Source organism: Plantactinospora sp. WMMB782, from assembly GCF_049179135.1.
In the GTDB taxonomy this organism is placed as follows: domain Bacteria; phylum Actinomycetota; class Actinomycetes; order Mycobacteriales; family Micromonosporaceae; genus Plantactinospora.
On record NZ_JBMHMC010000007.1, the window covers coordinates 7,775,747 to 7,794,623 of the forward strand.

Sequence of the window (18,877 nt, forward strand, 5' to 3'; positions counted from 1 at the left end):
GCCGACGCCAGAGTTTATTGATCGACTTGACACAAATAACCCTCTCCCGTCTTCGGGTACCTGTGACGTGCTCATAGAAGGTGCGGGATTGGCATGGCCGCGCATCGTTTGTTCTCACATATCAACCAACGAACTGGTAGCGGTATGCGGCGGTCAGGTAGGGGAAGTGAGTATCGCCGTCGCGGGGCCCAACACATTCTTCGAGGGACCAATAACTCTCCGCATGTGGCCAGAATCGTCGTCTAACTAGGCGATCGCGCGGCGTCCGAGCCATTTCCCCCTTCCTCAAATAGGAATTGCGGGACCTTCGCTTGCCCATGCTGACATCTGCGGAATCGTCTCCAGACAGGCAGCGGTCGAATCTCCGACTGACCACCGCCGCGACTGCACCCGCTGACCTAGACCTATCGGCGTCATCGAAGTTACTGCTCAACGGATAGAAAGACCGTCGGCGGTGCATGCCGTACTCGTTAACCTCGGCCCGGAGATTGCCCGGTCCTGTCAACACCAGCTGGAACAGCCCATTCGGACCGTCGAAGACCCGGGGCACGCCCGAATCGCGCTCTCGCTGGAGCCGCTCCACCTCGTCCAAGTACAACGAGATCCGGTCCAGCTCGCGTTGCAGCGCCTTCAGGTAGTTGGGAGAGTCAGACGACGGCAACGGTTCGGGTAGCTCCGACACGAGACCGAGGGACCGACCCGACGGCATCAAGTCGACCTGATGGCCGTGGCGGTCGAGGATCAGGCGGGCCATCGCCGCCTTGGACTTGGCGAATCGCACCGCGTCCAGCACCGCGCCTGCGACGCCGGCCGGACCGAGGGTGGGCCACCAGTCGGGGTTAACACCGATTCGGAGCACCCGACCGCCGCTGTCGACAACACAGTAGATGGTCCCGCTGCCGTCGGCGCCGTCGATGCCGTCTATCTCCAGCACCGGCTGGGTTGTCGCGCGGACGGCGGGGCACACCACGGGACGGAGCTGCAAGCTTGGCAGCCTACGAGACGCTGCGGGCCGCCGTACTCGACAACTCGCTGGCCCGGCGGACGCCCTCGACCGTACGGTGAGCCGGATGACGGGGCCGTTCGTACCGGGACTGCGGCTGTGCCGGCTCTTCTACACCGAGGCGGTACGCCCGCTGCTCGCCGAGGCGTACCCGGCTCTGCCGCACGCGGCGGCCCGGCTCGGTTCCGGCTCGGAGGTGCTCGGCTTCGACACCGAGCGCTCGGTCGACCACGACTGGGGTCCCCGGCTGACCCTGTTCCTCTCTCCCGACGACCTCGCCCGGTACGGCGAAGGCATCCGTACGCTGCTGGCCGAGCGGCTGCCGAAGCAGGTCGGCGGCTGGCCGACGCACTTCGTCGCGGCGGCGGGCCGGTCCCGGGTGCCGGCCCTGACCGACGGACCCGTCGCGCATCTGGTGCAGGTCACCGAGGTGGGTGCCTGGTGTGCGGCCCAACTCGGCTTCGATCCACGGTCCGGTGTGGACACCGTCGACTGGCTGGCCACCCCGGCGCAACTGCTGGCCGAGACGACCGGCGGGGCGGTCTTCGCCGACGACCTCGGTGAGTTGACCCTGCTGCGGGAGCGCCTGCACTGGTATCCGGACGACGTCTGGCGCTATCAGCTGGCCTGCCAGTGGGGTCGGATCGGCCAGGAGGAGCCGTTCGTGGGGCGGGCCGCCGAGGCCGGGTCGGAGCTGGGCAGCCGGGTGCTGGCCGCCCGGCTGGTCCGGGACGTGATGCGGCTCTGCCTGCTGCTGGGCCGGCGGTACGCGCCGTACGGCAAGTGGCTGGGCAGCGCCTTCGACGCCCTGTCCGAGCCGGCGGCGGTCGTCGTCGCGGGCGCCCTGGACGAGGCGTTGACGACCGGGGACGCCGGGGCGCGACAGGCGGCGCTCTGCACCGCCTACGAGGCGGCCGGCGAGTGGCAGAACCGGCTCGGGCTGGCCGAGCCGGTGGACGCGACGCGGCGGTGGTTCCACGACCGGCCGTACCCGATCATCGACGCCGAGCGGTTCGCCGCCGCCCTGCTGGCCCGGGTCACCGAGCCCGGGATCGCCGCGCTGCCCCCCGTCGGCGCCATCGACCAGTACGTGGACAGCACCCCGGCACTTACCGGTGCTGCCTGGGGCCATCAGTTCCGACGGACGATCACCCGGACTTGGGCGGGGCCGCTCGGCTAGCGCGGATATGGCCCCCGCCTTAGGCGATGGGCAGGTCGGTGCCGATCCGGGCGAGGTTGTCCGGGCCGCAGTACAGGGCGGCCCAGGAGACGGTGGGGGCACGGCGGCAGCGTTCGTCGTCGCGGGCGATCTTCGAGATCAGCACCAGCCGCTGCTGGGCTTCGTTAAGCCGGGCCTGCCGCTCCAGTAGGGCCTGCTGGGTTACCGCCAACTCCGCTTTGAGCCGCTCGACCTGCTGGGTCAGGGTCGGCGGTGGGTCCGGTTCTGGATCACTGGCGTACGACCGGAGCTGCACAGGTCTCCCCCTCCTCGGTCGGTCGAGGGCCGCCACCGGGCGCCGGAGGACTTCGAGGCCGGCAGCGGCCCTCACCTTCGATGGCACCCCGCCCGACCGCCCAGTTGGCCACCCGGCCGGGGGCCGTGCCCCAGATCGTCCCCTACCCCATAGGGCAGGGTCAAAAGGTCACCCCGTGTCAGCCAGCCCGCACAGGGTACCCCGCAGGATGTCTACCTTCCGGGCCATGGCCAAGATGCCGCCACCCGACGAGTTGGTCGGAACGCAGGAGATCGGAATTCTGCTGGGCACCGGAAAGTCCCGGACCAAGCAGCTCATCGCGTCGCGGTCTTTCCCGGAGCCATACGTCCGGCTGGCTGCCGGCGGAATCTGGCTGAAGTCCGACGTGTTGGCCTGGGCCAAGGAGCACCGCAGGGCACGACCACCGCGGGGCGACGAAGACGAACCAGGCTGATCCGGCAGTACCGTCGGCGCCCACGCTGGCCACGGAAGCGATCACGATGACGCCGGGCATCGATGCTTGACGTTGGACATGCTTCGATCGGCCTTTCGACCCGAGGGTTCATCCCATCGGCGGACATTCGATAGCCTTCCTCCGCATGACCGACGTAATGAACCAGGGGGCTCCCGGCCGTACCGCCGTCGCACGTCGCGCCGCCTGGATCGTCGGCATCGTCGGGCTGGCACTGCTGGCCTCGGGCTGTGGCGACGGGGAGGCGACCGGCACGGCGAGCACACCGCCGGCCGCGCCGACGACGGCCGCCGCGCCGACGACGAGCCCGGCCCCAAGCCCGACCCCGGCCTTGCGGGACGGCTGCCCGGTCGACGCGGCGCCCCTGTTCGCCGCGCTCAAGGCCAACAGAGAGCTCTTCGACGCCGTCAACGCCGAGATCAGCGGCGTCCGCGACCCGGCCTGCTACCGGGGGTACGCGACCGCGACGACGATCGTGCCACGGGGACTGGTCGATCCGGCCTTCGTCCTCTACGAGTACGACCGGGACAGTGCGACGTGGAAGGCGATCAACGCCGGCACCCACGCGATCTGCACCGACCTGGTCCCGAGGAAGCTCATGTTCCGGTTGCCGGGCTGCATCGGGTCCTGATCGGGGGCCGCCCGGCCCGACCGAGGCAGCTCCGCGACCTCCGGCAATGAACTCACGCACCCGGCGACCTGGGCCCACGTCTCCGCGTTCGTGGTCATCCTGATCTCGGCGTCGCCGGGATACCCGGGGCGACGAGGACGAGCCAGGCTGATCCGGGAGGCGACCCCGACGACCGGGGTCGGCTTGACGGCGCCTGCACCCGCATCGCGGCTCGGGTGGATCACGGTGACTCTGGACATCGATGCTTGACGTTGAATATATTTCGATCGACGCTCCGAAATGTTTCAACGTCCAGCACCGTCGCCATCGTCGACACCTCCACCACCGGCAGGCGGGACCTGCCACGCACCGAGGAGCCCTGATGCCCCCTGCACGTTCCCGGCCGACGAGCCTGTACGCCGCGCTCGCCGCCGCCGCCCTGACCGTGACCGCCAGCGCCGTCGCCCTCACCGTCGCGACCCCGCCGGTCGCCGCCGCGGCCTGCAACGGCTACGTGGCGCTGACCTACGACGACGGCCCGAACACCGGCACCACCAACTCGCTGCTCAACGCATTGCGCCAGGCCGGTGCCCGGGCCACCTTCTTCAACATGGGCCAGCGGGTGCAGCAGAACGCCGCGCTGGTACGCGCCCAGCAGCAGGCCGGGCACTGGATCGGCAACCACAGCTGGAGTCACCCGCACATGACCCAGCTCAGCACCGCGCAGATGACCTCGGAGATCAGCCAGACGCAGCAGGCCATCCAACAGGCCACCGGGACCGCACCGAAGCTGTTCCGGCCGCCGTACGGCGAGACAAACGCGACGCTGCGCTCGGTGCAGGCCCAGTTCGGCCTCACCGAGGTGCTGTGGAGCGTGGACTCGCAGGACTGGAACGGCGCCAGTACCGCGCAGATCGTGCAGGCCGCCAACAGCCTCACCGACGGTGGCGTCATCCTGATGCACGACGGCTACCAGAGCACGATCAACGCCGTGTCGCAGATCGTGACCAACCTGGCCAACCGCAACCTCTGCCCCGGCATGATCTCTCCGACCACCGGCCGGGCCGTCGCGCCCGACGGCACCAACCCGCCGACGAACCCGCCGACGAACCCGCCCACCAACCCGCCGACGAATCCGCCCACGAATCCCCCGACCAATCCGCCGACCAATCCGCCGACGCAGGGACCGGGCGGCTGCTCCGCGACGGTGTCGCTGAACTCCTGGAACGGCGGGTTCGTGGCCACGGTACGGGTGACCGCCGGCTCGTCCGGCACCAACGGCTGGTCGGTGGGCATGACACTGCCCTCCGGCGCCACCGTCACGAATGCCTGGAACGCCAACCGCAGCGGCAGCAGCGGAGCGGTGACGTTCACGAACGTCAGCTACAACGGCCGGATAGCCGCCGGACAGTCGACGGAGTTCGGCTTCCAGGGCACCGGCAGCGGCACCGGGATGTCACCCACCTGCACCGCCAGCTGAAACATCCCTGACCGTCCGTACCACCGACTGGGTCAGGCGTCGGGCGCCCGCCGGAACCTCTGGCCGGGCGCCCGACGCCGGACCGTCGGGCTCACGGACCCGCCGCCCCCGGTAGTCCGCAGATGTCGTCAGTACGACGGGTGCCGGTGCAGCGACACCGTTCCCGTCTCCCCCGTTGGACGACGACACCTCCCCCGTGCTCGCACGTCCCGGCACGCCCTTTCCGGCGCGCCTGCCCGCGCGTTCCGCAGCGATGATATGCATACCGCACGTGATCCCGTCAACATTTGTGCACAGCCGTGTGGCATGCTGTAAACCACTGGAACCAATGTCGGAGGAGGCCGGATGGCTGAGGAGACGGGCGAGTTCCGCAGCCCGGGGCCGCTGGCCGACCGACTGGACCGGCTCTTCGACCGGATCCGCAAGCCCGACGGCAGCGCGTACAGCCTGCGCGAGGTGGCGGACGCGATCACCGCACAGGGCGAGTCGATCTCGCACGCCTACATCGGACAGTTGCGCACCGGGAAGAAGCGCGACCCGAACCTCAGCCACCTCCGGGCGCTGGCGAAGTTCTTCGGCGTACCGGTGGAATACTTCACCAGCGACCGACTGGCCGCCGACGTCGACCGGGAACTCGACCTCGCCGCCGCGTTACAGCAGGTACGTGCCCGCACCGTCGCACTGCGCAACTCCGTCATCCCGGAGGCGCAGTCCGCCATCGACGCCCTCACCGAGTTGCTGGGGGTGATCCGCGTCCTTGAACAGGGCAAGCCGGACGCGGATGATGGCCCGTGAATGCGGATCGCGGTCTGGCGACAGTACGCCGCGCAGAGGGACGGTGGGCCCATGACGCTACGGCAGATTCGCCGGCGCTGTGAGCAGCTCGTACGCGGTATCCGGGTGCCGGACCCGTTCGACCTCGACACCTTCATCGCCGACTTCGGCGCCGACCGGGGACGTCCGGTCCACCTGATCGCCTTCGACCTGCCGCCCGGTGCGCCCTGCGGGCTCTGCGTCTCGACCGACGTCGCCGACTACCTGGTGGTGACCTCCGCCGCGACCGGGGTGCAGCGGGTGCACATCGCCCTGCACGAGCTGGCGCACCTGCTGCTGGAGCACCGGCTGCACCTGGTCGACGAGCCGCAGGGCAGCCGCCAGCTCTTCCGGCACCTCGACCCGGGGGTGGTGCGGGCGATGTTCGCCCGGACCAACTACAGCAGCCGGGAGGAGAAGGAGGCCGAGACCCTCGCCTCGCTGCTCGGGCAGCGGGCCGGCCTGTGGCGCCCGCCGGCCCCGCGTACCCCGAGCGACCCCGTGGTCGAGCGGCTCGGCCAGTCGCTGGAGCACTGAACAATCCCCGCTGACCGTTGGCATGCGGTGACTCAGGTCGTGACCGTCGCCGGCTTCGGGGTGCGGAACGAAGCGCTGACCCACGCAAGCGCCAGCGCGATGGCTGCGGCAAACGGGATCCACAGGGCACCGGGCCCGTCCACGATCATCCCGCCGATACCGGCTGCGGCTGCGGTGCCGAGATACAGCCCGGAGATGTTGAGCGAGATCGCAATCATGAGCGCATCGGGTGCGGCTTCGATAGTGCTGGCCTGCAGGGGTGGGTTGAGAGCCCACGCGAACACCGACCAGGTGGCGATGCCTAGCAGCAGGAGCGGAAACGGGACGCTCATCGCGTGCAGGACACCCACGAGGGCGAGGGCGAGGGCGTGACCGCCGACGACCACAAGGCGACTGCGACGCCCGCCGTAGCGGTCGGCGAGCCTGCCGCCCAGGAGCGCCGAGGGGACACCGATGATGCCGATGACCAGCAGTACCCATGGCAGCGCCCCCGTGTCGCCCTGGTCGTGCGCCAGAAGAGCGGAGATGTAGCTGTAGAACATCAAACCGCCCACGCCGGAGAGGAAGACGGCGAGGACGAGTCGCAGCACCCGCGTGTTGTGAAGTGGGCCTAGGCGCTCGACAAGACTTGTTGCCGGGGATCCCTCGAGGTGGGGCAGCCCCGCTCCCAGTACGATCATCGCGGCGAAGGCGACGACCGCGATCAAGACGAACGTCGAACGCCACCCGAACAGAGCGCCGACCCATGCGCCGACCGGCACTCCGGTGAACAGCGCCACAGTCAGTCCCGCGGTGACGACCGAGAGGTAGCGCCCCTGCCGATCGGGTGGAGCACCTTGCGCAGCGACGGCGAACGCGGTGGACGAGACCACCGCCGCCGCCAGGCCCGCCACGGCCCTCAGTGCGACCAGGACGCCGAAGGTGGGCGCGATTGCGGCGGCGAGGTTCGCGACCGCGAAGACCGCCAACGCGGCCAGGATGACTCGCCGTCGTGGATAAGGATCCAGCACGACCGCCACCAGGGGCGCACCGAGCGCGAAGGTCAGGGCGAACACAGTGATCAACTGGCCGGCCGTGCCGGTGGTGATCTGCAGGTCAGTGGCCAGTTCGGGAAGGAGTCCGGCGATCACGAACTCGTCAGTGCCCAGAGCGAGCGTGGCGAAGAAGAGCCCGACCAGCCAGCCGGGGAGTCGTAGGTGTGCCATGTCGACCACCTTATTCGATGTTCGACGAACATGAAATAAAGTGGTTGGAGTGCGATACTGGATCCGTGGCGAAGGATCCACATCACCCAGCCCTGGACGAGGTGGCGCTGACCACGGTGCTTGCCGCCCTGTCCGATCCCTTGCGGCTTGGGCTGGTACGACTGTTGTCAGACGGGGTCGAGCGCCAATGGGGCGAACTGGACGCACCTGTCGCGAACTCCACGCTCAGCCATCACTTGAAGGTGCTCCGGTCCGCCGGGGTCACTCGGACTCGCGAGGAAGGCACCCGCTGCTACGTACACCTCCGGACCGACGAACTCGAAAGGCGGTTTCCCGGGTTGCTGCAGAGTCTGCTGACCACCAACGGACACGGGGCAACGGAAGTCGGGATCAAGAATCCTCGGCAGTCCGCGTGAAGGTGCCGACCAGCCCTGAACGCCTCAACGCAGGCAGCGCTGCCGTCAACAACCTCATGACCCGCAACAACTAGGCTGTCGCCGGATGGACGGTAAGAGCGGCATCTTCCTGTTCTGCGCGGGCGTCGCGTGGATCGCGGTCGGCTACAAGCTGGTGGCCCTCGCCCGCAACCCGCGCAACCTCAACCTCTGGGTACTCACCCTCTGCATCGCGCTGCCGGCGGCCGGCTTCACGATGGCCGTTCCGGCGGTCTACTCGGCGGTGAACCGCTTCTTCGGGGTGCCCAACCTCGCCTCCCTGCTGGTCTACGGCTGCATCGTCGGCTACAGCATCACCGCGCTCGTCATGCTCATGCTGTGGCACATGCCGGCGGCCGAGGCGCTGCCCCGGGCCCGGGTGCTGGCGGTCTTCTACGGGCTCGTGCTGGTCGCCATGGCGGTGCTCTTCGCGTTCAGCGGCGCCACCGTCGAGGCGCCGAGCGACTTCGACGACGTCTACGGACCCCGCCCGGTCGGCGGCACCTTCCTGCTGGTCTACGTCTCGGCCTTCGCCTTCGGGCTCGGCGTCGCCGCCTGGCGCAGCCTCCAGTTCGCCAACCGGGTGGCCCGGACCGACGGGCGTCCGTGGCTGCGCCGGGGCCTGCGGCTGGTCGCGGCCGGATCGATCGTCGCGCTCGGCTACTGCCTGGGCAAGGGCGGGTACGTCGTCGCCGCCTGGCTCGGCACCAGGCTGCCGGCCCTGAGCGACCTCGGCACACTCTGCGCCTGCCTCGGAGCCCTGGTGATCACGACCGGCTTCACGATCCCCTCCTGGGGACCGAGCCTCTCCGCCGCCGCCGAGAAGCTGGACCGGGCCCGCACCTACCTCCGGCTCTATCCGCTGTGGCACGCCATGTACCAGGTGATGCCGGAGATCGCCCTCGACCCGCCCGCCTCCCGCCGGGCCGACCTGCGGATGCTGCGCGACCTCGACTTCGCGCTCTACCGGCGGGTCATCGAGATCCGCGACGGCCGGCTGGCGCTCGCGCCGTACCTGGCGCCGGACGACGAGCCGTCCGCGGCGGCCGGCACCGGCGGCAGGACGGCGGCCGGCACCGGCGGCAGGACCTCGGCCGCCGCCCGCGAGGCGGTCCGGATCCGCGACGCCCTGGGCCGGCTCCGCGCGGCACACCCGGATCAGCCGGCGGCACACCCGGACCGACCGGCTGCGGACGAGGACGCCGATCTCGCCGCCGACCTCGAATTCCTCGGCCAGGTCTCGTCGGCGCTGCGCCGGCTGCCACCGGCCGGGACCGTCGGCAACTCTCCCGGCGGCCCGCCGGGCGCGACCGTCGACAGCTCCCCCGACGCTCCGGTACGGAACTGAGGCGCCGCGATGCTGCACCGACCCGGCCGGTTCGACCGGCTACGGGAGATCCGCACACTCGACCCGGTTCGGGACTGTCACCGGATCTACCGGACGACGGCGCTGTGGGAGTTCCCGTTCGACGTCCGAATGGGGCTGCTGCTGGCGTTCTGGCGTACCTTCGCGGTGCCGTCGATCGCCGAACTGCTCGCCGCGACCGGGGAGACCACGCACCGGACCGAGCGGCGGGCCGACGACACCGGCATCCTGATGTACACGCTCATCGAGCACGGCCTCGACCACCCGCTGGGCCGGGCGGCCACCCGACGGCTCAACCAACTGCACCGCCGGTACGCCATCGACAACGACGACCACCGCTACGTGCTCGGCACCTTCGTCTTCGTCGGCACCCGCTGGATCGACCGGCACGGCTGGCGCCCGCTCTGCTGCCACGAGCGCACCGCGATCTACCACTTCTACGCCGAACTCGGCCGGCGGCTGCGGATCGCCGACATCCCGCCGGACCTGGCCGGTTTCGCCCGCTGGTACGACGCGTTCGAGGCGGAACGGTTCGCCGCCACCCCGGCCGCCGGGCGGCTGATCACCGCCACCAAGGGGCTCCTCGCCGAGCTGCCGAAGCCGCTGGTACCGGTCGGTGCCCGGGTCGCGGATGCCCTCCTCGACCCGCCGGTGCGGGAGGCGGTCGGCGTCCCCGCGCCCCCGTGCTGGGCCCGCGCCCTGCTGGCCGGCGCGCTCGCCGGACGCGCCCGCTACCTGCGGCACGTGGCGGCACCACGCAGGCAGCAGTACCTGGCGGGCGGGCTGCGGGCCAGGACCTACCCCGACGGGTACGACATCGCCACGGTCGGACCGGCGCAGCGCGCCCCGCTGCCCGACGGCCCCGACCGACCACGACCGCGCTCCGGCTGAGCGCAACCTCCCGCCCGGCCGGCCGGCGCTGCCCGCCCGGATCACCGTCTCGGCGGGCTGCTGCCAGCCGACGGCCGACGGCTGGCGGCCGACGGCTGGCGGTCCGGGCGCCGCGGTCGCCCATGTGCGGATCGGCCCGGTGCGCTGCCACAATGGCCCGACTTGCCGGCCGGGACGTGGGACGAGGTGTCGATGGGGACGACCGACGAACGGATGATGCCGGACGAGACCGTCGTGCCGCTGCTGCACTGCGTCTCGGCCGACGAGACGATCGCGTTCTGGCGTGCGCTCGGCTTCGAGGTGACCTGGGAGCAGCGGAGGCCGTACCTCTACCTGGCGTTCCGGTGCAGCGGGTTCGAGCTGCACTACGGCGCCGCACCGCCCGGTCTGGACCCGACCCTGGAGAACACCGGTGGCTGCCTGGTGATGGTCGGTGCGGTCGCGCCGTACCACGCGGCGTTCGTGGCGGCGATGCGGAAGGCGTGCGGGAAGGTGCTCGGCAAGGGGTTGCCGAGGATCACCCGGTACCGGCCGGGTGCGTCCCGGTTCACCGTCGTCGACCCGTCCGGCAACTCGATCGTCTTCATCCGGCGCGACGAGCCTGCGGAGCTGGAGTACGGCGGCGCGAAGAAGCTGACCGGGCTGGCCCGGGTACTGGACAACGCCCGGATCCTGCGCGAGTTCAAGTCCGACGACCGGGCCGCCTTCCGGGCGCTCAACTCCGGGCTGCGCCGGCACGGCGAGACCGCGCCCCACCTCGACCGGGCGCTGGCACTCGCCGCACTCATCGAGTTGTCGGCCGCGCTGGACGAGCCCGAGCGGGTGCCCGGATGGGGGGCCCGGCTGCGGGAGATTCCGCTGTCCGGGTCCGAACGGGAGCAGGTGGAACGTGCCGTCGCCGATCCGGCGGTACTCGCCGGCTGGCTACGGCGCGACATCCCGGGCGGCGGGAACACCGGCGAAGGCGGGTAGCCCGCCGGCCGCTCCCGCAACCGACCGGTTCTCAGCTCGTGCAGAGGCCCGGCCGTTCCTCGGCGTGGTCGGGCCGGGTGGCTCGACCGGGCCGGTTGGCTCGACCGGACCGGGTGGCTCGACCCGCCGTCCGGGCCCGGCTGCTGGCCGCGACCTCGGACGGAGGCCGGGTGGACCGGACGAGCGCGAGGAGCCGGAACGCGACGGGCTGACCGAGCAGGATGCCGAGGAAGACGAGTGCCAGCCCGCAGATCTGCTGCGGCGCGAGGGTCTCCCCGGCGACCGCCGTGCCGAGCAGTACCCCGGTCACCGGGTTGAGCAGTCCGATCAGTCCGACGGTGCCGGCGCTCAGGTGGCGCAGTCCGGTGAACCAGGCGGCGAAGGCCAGCGCGGTCGCCACCACCGTCACGTAGCCGAAGCCGGCCAGCGCCGGCCCGTCCAGTGCGGGCGGCGCCCCCTCCACCGCGACGGCAACCGGCACCAGGACCACGCCGCCGGCGACCAGCTGCCACGAGGTGAGCGAGAAGACGTCGACGTCCGAACTCCACCTCTTCGCAAGCACGTAGCCGAGCGAGGACATCAGCATGGCGGCGACGGAGGCGAGTACCCCGGAGAATTCGACGGCGACCGTGCCGTCCAGCAGGAGCAGGCAGACGCCGGCGATCCCGATGCCGGCCCCGGCCAGGTGGGCGGCCCGGGGGCGTTCGGCGAGCGCTGCCCAGGCGATCAGCATCATCACGACCGGCGAGGTCGCCATGATCGTCGAGGCGACGCTCGTCGGCAGGACCTGTGCCGCCAGATAGACGAGTGCGAAGAACGCACCCATGTTGAGGGTGCCGAGCACCAGCGAGCGCCACCACCACGAGCCCCGGGGCAGCGTCCGGCGGACCAGCAGGAGCAGCAGGCCGGCGGGGAGGGCCCGGAGGACCGCGCCGTAGAGCGGATATTCGGCCGACAGGAACCGGTGGGTGACGAAGTAGGTGGCACCCCAGGCGACCGGGGCGAGGGCGGTGACGGGCACCCATCGTAAGCTAGCTTCCATGGAAGCAATCATAGCTTCCATGGAAGCTATAGTGTCGGGTGTGACCGAGTACCTTGATCATGTGGCCCGCATCCAGCGGGCCTGGGCCCGCGAACGGCCCGACCTCGACGTGCGCCCGCAGGGCGTGATCGGCCGGCTGCACCGGCTGGCCGGGCACCTTGGCGAGCAGCTCCGGGTCGTCTACCGGCGGTACGGGCTCGGCGAGGGCGAGTTCGACGTACTCGCCACCCTGCGGCGGGCCGGCGAGCCGTTCGAGCGCACCCCCGGCGAGCTGGCCGCACACACCATGGTCACCACCGGGGCGATGACCAAGCGAATCGACCGGCTGGAGCGCGACGGGCTGGTCACCCGGCGCCCGAGCGCCTCCGACGGGCGGGGCCGGGTGGTCGCCCTCACGACGGCCGGCCGGAAGCTGATCGACCAGGCGTTCACGGAGCACATGCGCAACGAGCGCCGCCTGCTCGACCTGCTGCCGCCGGAGGACGCCGCCCACCTGGAACGCCTCCTCGCGACCTGGCTCGCCGCCTTCGAAACGCCACTTCCGGCGGCGGACCCGACGACGGAGGCAGCCGGACCCACAAGCACGCCACCGCCCCCGACCAGGCCCTGAAACCCCCGGCGCACCGGTGAACTCTCGGTGAACCGCAGACATACCTGGCGGACGCACTTGAAGCATCCCTTTCCATTGAGATATGCCTCTATAGACATTTCTCACTCGTAAGGGGATCATGATGAACGACTCCCGACGAACCGCCGCGGCGGCCGGGCTTGCCCTGGCCTGCGTGGTGGCCCTGGTACCCGCGGTGCACGCACCACCGGCAAGTGCCCAGGGCGGTTCACAGTGGACGATGGGCGGGCACGACATCAGGAACACCCGGTCGAACCCGGCCGAGCGGCTCCTCTCCCCGTCGACGGTGGACGGCCTGGATGTCGCCTGGACCCTCACCACCGACGGCGACGTCTCGGCCACCCCCGCCGTGGTCGACGGTGCCGTCTACTTCCCGGACTGGGGTGGCACCGTCTGGAAGGTCGACGCCGCTTCCGGCGAGGTGATCTGGTCCCGCTCGGTCGCCGAACTGGCCGGGGTCGCCGACACCTTCTCCCGGACCGCCCCGGTGGTGGCCGGCGACACGGTCTACCTCGGCACCCAGGCCGGCGCCCGGCTGCTGGCCCTGGACACCGAGACCGGCGACCTGCGCTGGAACACCCCGATGGAGACCCACCCCGACGCGATCCTCACCTCGTCGCCGGCCATCCACGACGGCACCCTCTACCAGGGCGTCTCCTCGTTGGAGTTCCTCAACGCCGGTGACCCGGCGTACGACTGCTGCACGTTCCGGGGCAGTCTGGCGGCGGTCGACGCGGCGACCGGCGAGCTGCGGTGGCAGACCCACACGCTGCCTGACCAGGGACCGGGTGGCGACGTCTTCAGCGGCGCGTCGGTCTGGGGCAGCACCCCGACCCTCGACCCGGAGGCCGGCACCGTCTACGTCGGGACCGGGCAGAACTATTCCGTTCCGGCGAGCGCGCAGGAGTGCCAGGAGAACGGCGGCACCCCGCAGGAGTGCCTGCCGCCGTGGAACGCCAAGGACTCGATCATCGCGCTGGACATGGCGACGGGTGAGATCAGGTGGTCGACCGGCCCGGCCCGGTTCGACGCCTGGAACCTGGCCTGTTTACCCGGCTTTCCGCCGAACAACTGCCCGAACCCGGGGCCGGACCACGACACCAGCGACGGTACCCACCTGTTCACCATCCCGGGACCGGACGGCCAGCCGCGCAAGGCGGTCGGCGCCGGCCAGAAGAGCGGCGAGTTCTGGATGCTGGACGCCCTGACCGGCGAGATCATCTGGAGCGCGTCGGTGGGTCCGGGCTCGGTGCTCGGCGGCATCGAGTGGGGCACCGCTAACGACGGAGAGAAGATCTTCTTCGCCGAGACGAACTACGACCGGGAGCCGTACCAGCTGCCGGACGGCCAGACCATCGAGCACAGCTCGTTCGGCGCGCTGGACGCGGCGACCGGGGCGATCGTCTGGCAGGTGCCGGAACCGCACGGCGGCCTGGCGGTCGGCCCGGCGACGACGGCGAACGGCGTGGTCTACCACGGCTCCCTCAACGGCTACATGTACGCCCTCGACGCCGACGACGGCCAACTGCTCTGGGAACACCAGGGCGCGGGCGCCTCGAACGCCGGCCCCGCCATCGTGGACGGCAGGCTCTACTGGGGCAACGGGTACCAGCGCCTCGGCGCGGCCAGCACCACCTTCTACGCCTTCGGGCTGCCGGGCGCCCCGACCACCCCGCCCGGCACCCCGCCGACCAGCGCACCGACCAGCCCGCCAACCAGCGCAGCTTCCTGAACCCGACGGGTGGGTGGGCGGGGCCGCCCCGCCCACCCGCTCACCTCTCGGGACGGGCTCCGACCGGCCCGGCGAGAGCGCTGGCCAGGACCTCGACGAAGTGCCGCAGCACGCCTGGATCCGGGGCGTGGTCGGGGTTGACCTCGGTGAGCACCAGCCCCGCGAAGCGCGGACTCGCGGCGAAGACGGCCAGGCTCACCGCCAGCTCCGCCAGCCGCAGGCCGACCGGATCACCGCCGGAGTCGGGCACGTCCGCCAGCGGTACGTCCACGAAGGAGAGCACGTCGACGTCACAGTGCAGCACGAACGGGGCGCCGAGCGCCTCGATCTCCCGGCGGGCCCGCCCGGCGGCACCGGCCGGGTCGGCGTGCACCTCGTCGGCGTGCAGGTGCGTGATGCCGAGTTCGTCGAGCAGCCGGAGTTCGAGGTCGCCCGGGGGCAGCGCGTGCGCGTACGCGACCACGTCCCGCGGGGTCAGCAGCGGCGCCGTACCCGCGATGCCGGCCAGCGCCGGCACGTGGCCGGGGATCGCCAGCAGGTGGGCCAGCCCCATCGCGTCCAGGTTGCCGTTCGGCCTGGTCGCCGGCGTGTACAGGTCCGGGCCGCCGTCGACGTAGAGCAGGGCGGGGCGGACACCGCGCTGGACGAACCCGGCGACCACGCCGACCGTGATCGAGCAATCGCCTCCGATGACAAGTGGGATCTGCCCGCTGTCGAGGATCCGGGTGACGCCGAGGGCGGTCGCGGCGGCGACCCGGGCCACCGCCGCGACGTTCTTGGCGTCGGGCCGGTCCCGGTCCGGGCGCCAGCGGAACGGTGGCAGGTCACCGTGGTCCTCGACGCCTCCGGGCAGCAGGTCGGCCAGGCCCGCCTCGCGGATCGCCGCCGGACCCTTCTCCAGCCCCGGGGTGTGCGCACCAGCGCTGGACGGCACGCCGAGCAGGCCCCATCGAGCATCCATCTTGATCATTTTACATCGCCCCGGTCGGACTGCTCGGTGTCGACGGCGGCCAGTGGCAACCTCGGCCAGGCCGCCAGGTCGTGCAGCATCTGGCGGTCGTGGGTGGCCACGACGACGGCCGCCGGGGTGTGCAGCAGGGCGGCGGTCAGCTCGTCCACCAGAGGTGCCGACAGGTGGTTGGTGGGCTCGTCGAGAATCAGCAGGTCGGGCCGCTCGGCGAGCCGCAGCGCGAGGTTCAACCGGCGCTGCTGGCCCTGGGACATCCGGCCGACGGGGGTGTGCAGGGCCTCCCGGTCGAGCAGGTTCGTCGCGGTCAGCGGCAGCCGGTCCTCGGCAGGTAGCTGCCCCCGGGACTGGAGCCGGCCGACGTGCTCGTCGTACAACTGGTGGGCGAGCGCGGTCGGCGGCCAGGCCGGTACCTCCTGCCCCAGGTACGCCACCCGGACCCGCGCCGGATGCCGGACCTCGCCGGTCGACGGCACGAGTTCCCCGGCGAGTACCGCCAGCAGGGTCGACTTGCCCGCCCCGTTCGGGCCGGTCACCAGCAGCCGGTCGGCGCCGTCGAGGCTGAGCGTGACACTGCGGTGCAGCCGTCCGGTCACCGTGACATCGTGGCAGCGCAACACGGGTACGCCGGGTCGGGTGGCCAGGTCCGGCCAGCGCAGCCGCAGCGGCGGTTCGGGCACGGTGAGCCGGTGCGCGTCCAGCTCCTCCTGCCGGCGCCGGAGCGCCTGGACGACGCCCGGGGCGCGGGACTGGCGCTGGTGCTTGCCGTGCCCCTTCTCCGGGCGCCAACCGGTGCTCAGGCGTTGCCGCGCCTCGCTCACCGCGTCCGCGAGCCGCTGGTGTTCGGCCTGCTGGGCCTCGTAGTCCCGCTCCCAGCGCTCGCGTTCGCGCCGCCGCCCCTGCTGCCAGCCGGGGTAACCGCCGGCGAACAGCAGCGGTCGCCCGTCCTGGCTGGGATCGAGGTCCAGGAACTCCCCGGCCACGTCCTGCAAGAGGGTGCGGTCGTGCGTCACCACGACCACCCCACCCGGATGCTGGCGGAGTCGTCCGGTGAGGAACGCCAGGCTGTCGGCGTCGAGGTGGTTCGTCGGCTCGTCCAGCAGCAGCAGGTCGTGGCGTGCCCCCAACAGGCAGGCCAGGCGTACCCGGTAGCGCTGCCCGACCGACAGGGTCGCCAGCGGGCGTTCCCGGTCGGTGCAGGCGTCCAACCCGGCCAGTGCCACGTCGACGCGGCGCTGGGCGTCCCAGGCGTCCAACCGGGTGGCCGCGTCGAGCGCGGCGGAGTACGCCTCGTCGGCGCCCCGCCGGCCCTCGGACAGTGCCGTCGCCGCGTCGTCGAGCGCCCGCAGAGCCTGCTCGGAATCCCGCACCGCGCCCCGGACGAGGCTGCCCACCGTCTCACCGCCGCGCGCCTCCAGCGACTGCCGGGCCACGCCGACGGTGCCGACCCGGTCCACGGTGCCCTGGTCGGGTGAGACCAGGCCGGCCAACACGTGCAGCAGGGTCGTCTTGCCCCGGCCGTTCTCACCGACGACGGCGAGGCGGGAGCGGGCGGAGACGGTCACGCTCACGTCGGCGAGCACGACCCGTCCGCCCAGCACGACCCGTACGCCGTCGGCGCGGACGTGCGCCCGGTCACCGGCCGGCAGCCGGCCGCCCCAGGCAAGATCTGTGGTGTTGGTCGTCGTCGAATCGGGTGATGAGATCAGGTCGAAGTTTCGCATCGTCTGCTCTTCGGCTCGTCGTGGAGCCGGGCAGCACGAGGAGGCCGCCCGGCGGGAACGCCAGGACGGCGGAACAGAGCTAGCTGAAAGAAGGTCGCGTCAACCCTGCCGCCGTCAGCGGCGGGACCAGGGCTTCATCACGGCGAGGCCTGCATGCATGCGGGCAACCATAGCCGAACCGCGTCGGGGACGGCGATCGGAATTGCCCGGCACGGGTCAGCGGAGTTTCCGCTCGTAGCAGACCGACACCGTCGAGCCGACGTAGTCACCGAAGAGCGGGATCTCGTGGTAGCCCTCGCGCCGGTAGAAGCGCTCCGCGTCCGGCTGGGCGGTCCCGGTCTCCAGCCGCAGCGTCGTCCAGCCACGCTCGGCGGCGGCCGACTCCAGGGCCTGGAGCAGGCTGGTGGCCACGCCGCTGCCCCGGTGGTGCGGCTCCACGTACATGCGTTTGATCTCGGCGGTGGTGTCGTCCAGCCGGCGCAGCGCGCCGCAACCGACCGCCTCCGCGGTGGCCGGGTCGACCGCGACGACGAAGAGGTCGATGTCGGCCTCGGACGGCGGGGTGCCGGGCTCGTGGTCGTCGCAGCCGTAGCGGGCGTCGAGTTCGGCCCGCTGACGCGTCCGGAGCGCGACGCCGGCCGGATCGTGCCAGGGCCGCACCTCGATCGTCCACTTTCCGAGTCCGCGCATCGTGTTCTCCCGGGGTAGGGGGTTGGACTTTGGGAACTGGTAACGCCTGTTACGGTAACGGATGTTACCGGTGATGGGCACGATGCGGAGTGGGATCCATGTCACGGAAAGCGGACCGACCGGCCCAGGAGGCGCAGCTGTCCCGGGGCGTCTGGGAGGTGCTGGCCCGGCACGGGATCGAGCGGCTGACGATCCGGGCTGTCGCGGCTGCGGCGGGCTGCACGACCGGGCTGGTCATGCACCGGTTCCCGAACCGTCGCGCCCTGCTGCTGCACGCCCGTCAACTGCTGCACGAGCGGACCCGCGCCCGGGTCGAGGCCCTCGAAGCGGACGCGGCCGACCCGGCCGCCGCACTGCGTGCCGTGCTCGCCCAGGGCCTCGCGCTGGACGCCGAGACCGCGACCGAGAGCGTGGTCTGGGTGGGCTTCCTGGCCGCGTCCGTCGGCGACGACGAGCTGGCCGCCCAGCATCGGGCGAACAACCAGGCGTGGCGCGAGCGGGTCTCCCGGCTCGTCTCCGCCGTCGCGCCCGGTTGGAGTGACGCGCGGGTGGCGACGGCCACCTTCGCATTGATCGCCATGGTGGAGGGGGCCGCCGCGCTAGCCTCCGCCGACCCCGCCAGTTACCCGCCGGCCGCGCAGACCGCAGCTCTCGACGCCACGCTCACCGCGCTCAGACTCGGGTGAACGCCGGCAGGAAGAGACTGCCGGCGCCACTCGACGAGACATGCAGGGCCTCCCGGGACCGGGTCCAGGCGACGAGGAGAACGCAACGGTCCCGGAGCAGGGGCGCAGTCGTGCTGGATCCGGTTCACCCCCGGCTGCTCCCTGACCCGC

General features: G+C 71.3%; 20 protein-coding genes. 13 read left to right on the top strand and 7 right to left on the bottom strand.

Translation table 11 applies throughout. The features are described from left to right. Positions 1 to 121 precede the first annotated feature (121 nt). Positions 122 to 985 carry a hypothetical protein gene (locus ACN28A_RS36630; RefSeq protein WP_421403399.1) on the bottom strand — a complete coding sequence of 288 codons (864 nt, stop codon included), beginning with the start codon at positions 983 to 985 and terminating at the stop codon, positions 122 to 124. Between the two features lie 85 nt (positions 986 to 1,070). Here ACN28A_RS36630 and ACN28A_RS36635 point away from each other — a divergent pair, with 85 nt between their 5' ends. Beyond that, positions 1,071 to 2,183 carry a DUF4037 domain-containing protein gene (locus tag ACN28A_RS36635; protein WP_421403401.1) on the top strand — a complete coding sequence of 371 codons (1,113 nt, stop codon included), beginning with the start codon at positions 1,071 to 1,073 and terminating at the stop codon, positions 2,181 to 2,183. Between the two features lie 19 nt (positions 2,184 to 2,202). Here the strand turns inward: ACN28A_RS36635 and ACN28A_RS36640 are convergent, their stop codons facing one another. Then, positions 2,203 to 2,478: a hypothetical protein gene (locus ACN28A_RS36640; protein WP_421403403.1), complete on the bottom strand. Its 276-nt coding sequence runs from the start codon at positions 2,476 to 2,478 to the stop codon at positions 2,203 to 2,205. 226 nt (positions 2,479 to 2,704) lie between these two features. On the opposite strand from ACN28A_RS36640, the gene ACN28A_RS36645 reads away from it, so the two are divergent. From ACN28A_RS36645 to ACN28A_RS36665, 5 genes are all read left to right on the top strand, one after another. After that, entirely contained in the window at positions 2,705 to 2,932 is a 228-nt protein-coding gene (locus tag ACN28A_RS36645) for a helix-turn-helix transcriptional regulator (protein WP_421403405.1), read from the top strand. Positions 2,933 to 3,077: 145 nt separating this feature from the next. After that, positions 3,078 to 3,581 carry a hypothetical protein gene (locus tag ACN28A_RS36650; RefSeq protein WP_421403406.1) on the top strand — a complete coding sequence of 168 codons (504 nt, stop codon included), beginning with the start codon at positions 3,078 to 3,080 and terminating at the stop codon, positions 3,579 to 3,581. Positions 3,582 to 3,942: 361 nt separating this feature from the next. Then, positions 3,943 to 5,040 carry a polysaccharide deacetylase family protein gene (locus ACN28A_RS36655; protein ID WP_421403408.1) on the top strand — a complete coding sequence of 366 codons (1,098 nt, stop codon included), beginning with the start codon at positions 3,943 to 3,945 and terminating at the stop codon, positions 5,038 to 5,040. A 345-nt stretch (positions 5,041 to 5,385) separates the two neighbouring features. Then, on the top strand, positions 5,386 to 5,835 hold the full coding sequence (locus ACN28A_RS36660) for a helix-turn-helix domain-containing protein (protein WP_421403410.1): 450 nt from the start codon (positions 5,386 to 5,388) through the stop codon (positions 5,833 to 5,835). Between the two features lie 51 nt (positions 5,836 to 5,886). Then, the gene (locus tag ACN28A_RS36665) at positions 5,887 to 6,390 is read left to right on the top strand and encodes a hypothetical protein (protein WP_421403412.1); all 504 of its coding nucleotides are present in this window, start codon (positions 5,887 to 5,889) and stop codon (positions 6,388 to 6,390) included. A 32-nt stretch (positions 6,391 to 6,422) separates the two neighbouring features. Here the strand turns inward: ACN28A_RS36665 and ACN28A_RS36670 are convergent, their stop codons facing one another. Further along, a complete protein-coding gene (locus ACN28A_RS36670) occupies positions 6,423 to 7,595 on the bottom strand; it encodes an MFS transporter (RefSeq protein ID WP_421403414.1) in 1,173 nt (390 codons plus the stop codon). Between the two features lie 65 nt (positions 7,596 to 7,660). Between ACN28A_RS36670 and ACN28A_RS36675 the strand changes: the two genes are divergently transcribed. From ACN28A_RS36675 to ACN28A_RS36690, 4 genes are all read left to right on the top strand, one after another. After that, positions 7,661 to 8,011, top strand: coding sequence for an ArsR/SmtB family transcription factor (locus ACN28A_RS36675; protein WP_421403416.1), 351 nt, complete (start codon positions 7,661 to 7,663; stop codon positions 8,009 to 8,011). Between the two features lie 85 nt (positions 8,012 to 8,096). Continuing rightward, positions 8,097 to 9,377: an MAB_1171c family putative transporter gene (locus ACN28A_RS36680; protein WP_421403418.1), complete on the top strand. Its 1,281-nt coding sequence runs from the start codon at positions 8,097 to 8,099 to the stop codon at positions 9,375 to 9,377. A gap of 9 nt (positions 9,378 to 9,386) precedes the next feature. Beyond that, a complete protein-coding gene (locus ACN28A_RS36685; protein ID WP_421403420.1) occupies positions 9,387 to 10,286 on the top strand; it encodes an oxygenase MpaB family protein in 900 nt (299 codons plus the stop codon). Between the two features lie 162 nt (positions 10,287 to 10,448). Further along, a complete protein-coding gene (locus ACN28A_RS36690) occupies positions 10,449 to 11,258 on the top strand; it encodes a glyoxalase (protein WP_421403422.1) in 810 nt (269 codons plus the stop codon). Positions 11,259 to 11,289: 31 nt separating this feature from the next. On the opposite strand, the gene ACN28A_RS36695 is transcribed toward ACN28A_RS36690, so the two are convergent. Beyond that, entirely contained in the window at positions 11,290 to 12,279 is a 990-nt protein-coding gene (locus tag ACN28A_RS36695; RefSeq protein WP_421403424.1) for a DMT family transporter, read from the bottom strand. A 61-nt stretch (positions 12,280 to 12,340) separates the two neighbouring features. On the opposite strand from ACN28A_RS36695, the gene ACN28A_RS36700 reads away from it, so the two are divergent. Together ACN28A_RS36700 and ACN28A_RS36705 are read left to right on the top strand one after the other, a co-directional pair. After that, positions 12,341 to 12,910, top strand: a complete 570-nt coding sequence (locus tag ACN28A_RS36700; protein ID WP_421403426.1) for a MarR family winged helix-turn-helix transcriptional regulator — start codon at positions 12,341 to 12,343, stop codon at positions 12,908 to 12,910. Between the two features lie 121 nt (positions 12,911 to 13,031). Then, a complete protein-coding gene (locus ACN28A_RS36705) occupies positions 13,032 to 14,660 on the top strand; it encodes a PQQ-binding-like beta-propeller repeat protein (protein WP_421403427.1) in 1,629 nt (542 codons plus the stop codon). Between the two features lie 40 nt (positions 14,661 to 14,700). Here the strand turns inward: ACN28A_RS36705 and ACN28A_RS36710 are convergent, their stop codons facing one another. The 3 genes from ACN28A_RS36710 to ACN28A_RS36720 form a co-directional block, all read right to left on the bottom strand. After that, positions 14,701 to 15,621: an arginase family protein gene (locus tag ACN28A_RS36710; protein ID WP_421403429.1), complete on the bottom strand. Its 921-nt coding sequence runs from the start codon at positions 15,619 to 15,621 to the stop codon at positions 14,701 to 14,703. A 5-nt stretch (positions 15,622 to 15,626) separates the two neighbouring features. Next, the gene (locus tag ACN28A_RS36715) at positions 15,627 to 17,351 is read right to left on the bottom strand and encodes an ABC-F family ATP-binding cassette domain-containing protein (protein ID WP_421403431.1); all 1,725 of its coding nucleotides are present in this window, start codon (positions 17,349 to 17,351) and stop codon (positions 15,627 to 15,629) included. A 216-nt stretch (positions 17,352 to 17,567) separates the two neighbouring features. Beyond that, the gene (locus tag ACN28A_RS36720) at positions 17,568 to 18,041 is read right to left on the bottom strand and encodes a GNAT family N-acetyltransferase (protein ID WP_421403433.1); all 474 of its coding nucleotides are present in this window, start codon (positions 18,039 to 18,041) and stop codon (positions 17,568 to 17,570) included. A 98-nt stretch (positions 18,042 to 18,139) separates the two neighbouring features. On the opposite strand from ACN28A_RS36720, the gene ACN28A_RS36725 reads away from it, so the two are divergent. Next, positions 18,140 to 18,727: a TetR/AcrR family transcriptional regulator gene (locus tag ACN28A_RS36725; protein WP_421403435.1), complete on the top strand. Its 588-nt coding sequence runs from the start codon at positions 18,140 to 18,142 to the stop codon at positions 18,725 to 18,727. Positions 18,728 to 18,877: the final 150 nt, after the last annotated feature.

Excerpts from the sequence above, each read along its gene's own strand:
- ACN28A_RS36685 (WP_421403420.1), top strand. The coding sequence starts at position 9,387 with ATGCTGCACCGACCCGGCCGGTTCGACCGGCTACGGGAGATCCGCACA.
- ACN28A_RS36635 (WP_421403401.1), top strand. The coding sequence starts at position 1,071 with ATGACGGGGCCGTTCGTACCGGGACTGCGGCTGTGCCGGCTCTTCTAC.
- ACN28A_RS36670 (WP_421403414.1), bottom strand. The coding sequence starts at position 7,595 with ATGGCACACCTACGACTCCCCGGCTGGCTGGTCGGGCTCTTCTTCGCC.
- ACN28A_RS36650 (WP_421403406.1), top strand. The coding sequence starts at position 3,078 with ATGACCGACGTAATGAACCAGGGGGCTCCCGGCCGTACCGCCGTCGCA.
- ACN28A_RS36680 (WP_421403418.1), top strand. The coding sequence starts at position 8,097 with ATGGACGGTAAGAGCGGCATCTTCCTGTTCTGCGCGGGCGTCGCGTGG.
- ACN28A_RS36725 (WP_421403435.1), top strand. The coding sequence starts at position 18,140 with ATGTCACGGAAAGCGGACCGACCGGCCCAGGAGGCGCAGCTGTCCCGG.
- ACN28A_RS36660 (WP_421403410.1), top strand. The coding sequence starts at position 5,386 with ATGGCTGAGGAGACGGGCGAGTTCCGCAGCCCGGGGCCGCTGGCCGAC.
- ACN28A_RS36720 (WP_421403433.1), bottom strand. The coding sequence starts at position 18,041 with ATGCGCGGACTCGGAAAGTGGACGATCGAGGTGCGGCCCTGGCACGAT.
- ACN28A_RS36655 (WP_421403408.1), top strand. The coding sequence starts at position 3,943 with ATGCCCCCTGCACGTTCCCGGCCGACGAGCCTGTACGCCGCGCTCGCC.
- ACN28A_RS36665 (WP_421403412.1), top strand. The coding sequence starts at position 5,887 with ATGACGCTACGGCAGATTCGCCGGCGCTGTGAGCAGCTCGTACGCGGT.
- ACN28A_RS36645 (WP_421403405.1), top strand. The coding sequence starts at position 2,705 with ATGGCCAAGATGCCGCCACCCGACGAGTTGGTCGGAACGCAGGAGATC.
- ACN28A_RS36715 (WP_421403431.1), bottom strand. The coding sequence starts at position 17,351 with ATGCGAAACTTCGACCTGATCTCATCACCCGATTCGACGACGACCAAC.
- ACN28A_RS36710 (WP_421403429.1), bottom strand. The coding sequence starts at position 15,621 with ATGGATGCTCGATGGGGCCTGCTCGGCGTGCCGTCCAGCGCTGGTGCG.
- ACN28A_RS36705 (WP_421403427.1), top strand. The coding sequence starts at position 13,032 with ATGAACGACTCCCGACGAACCGCCGCGGCGGCCGGGCTTGCCCTGGCC.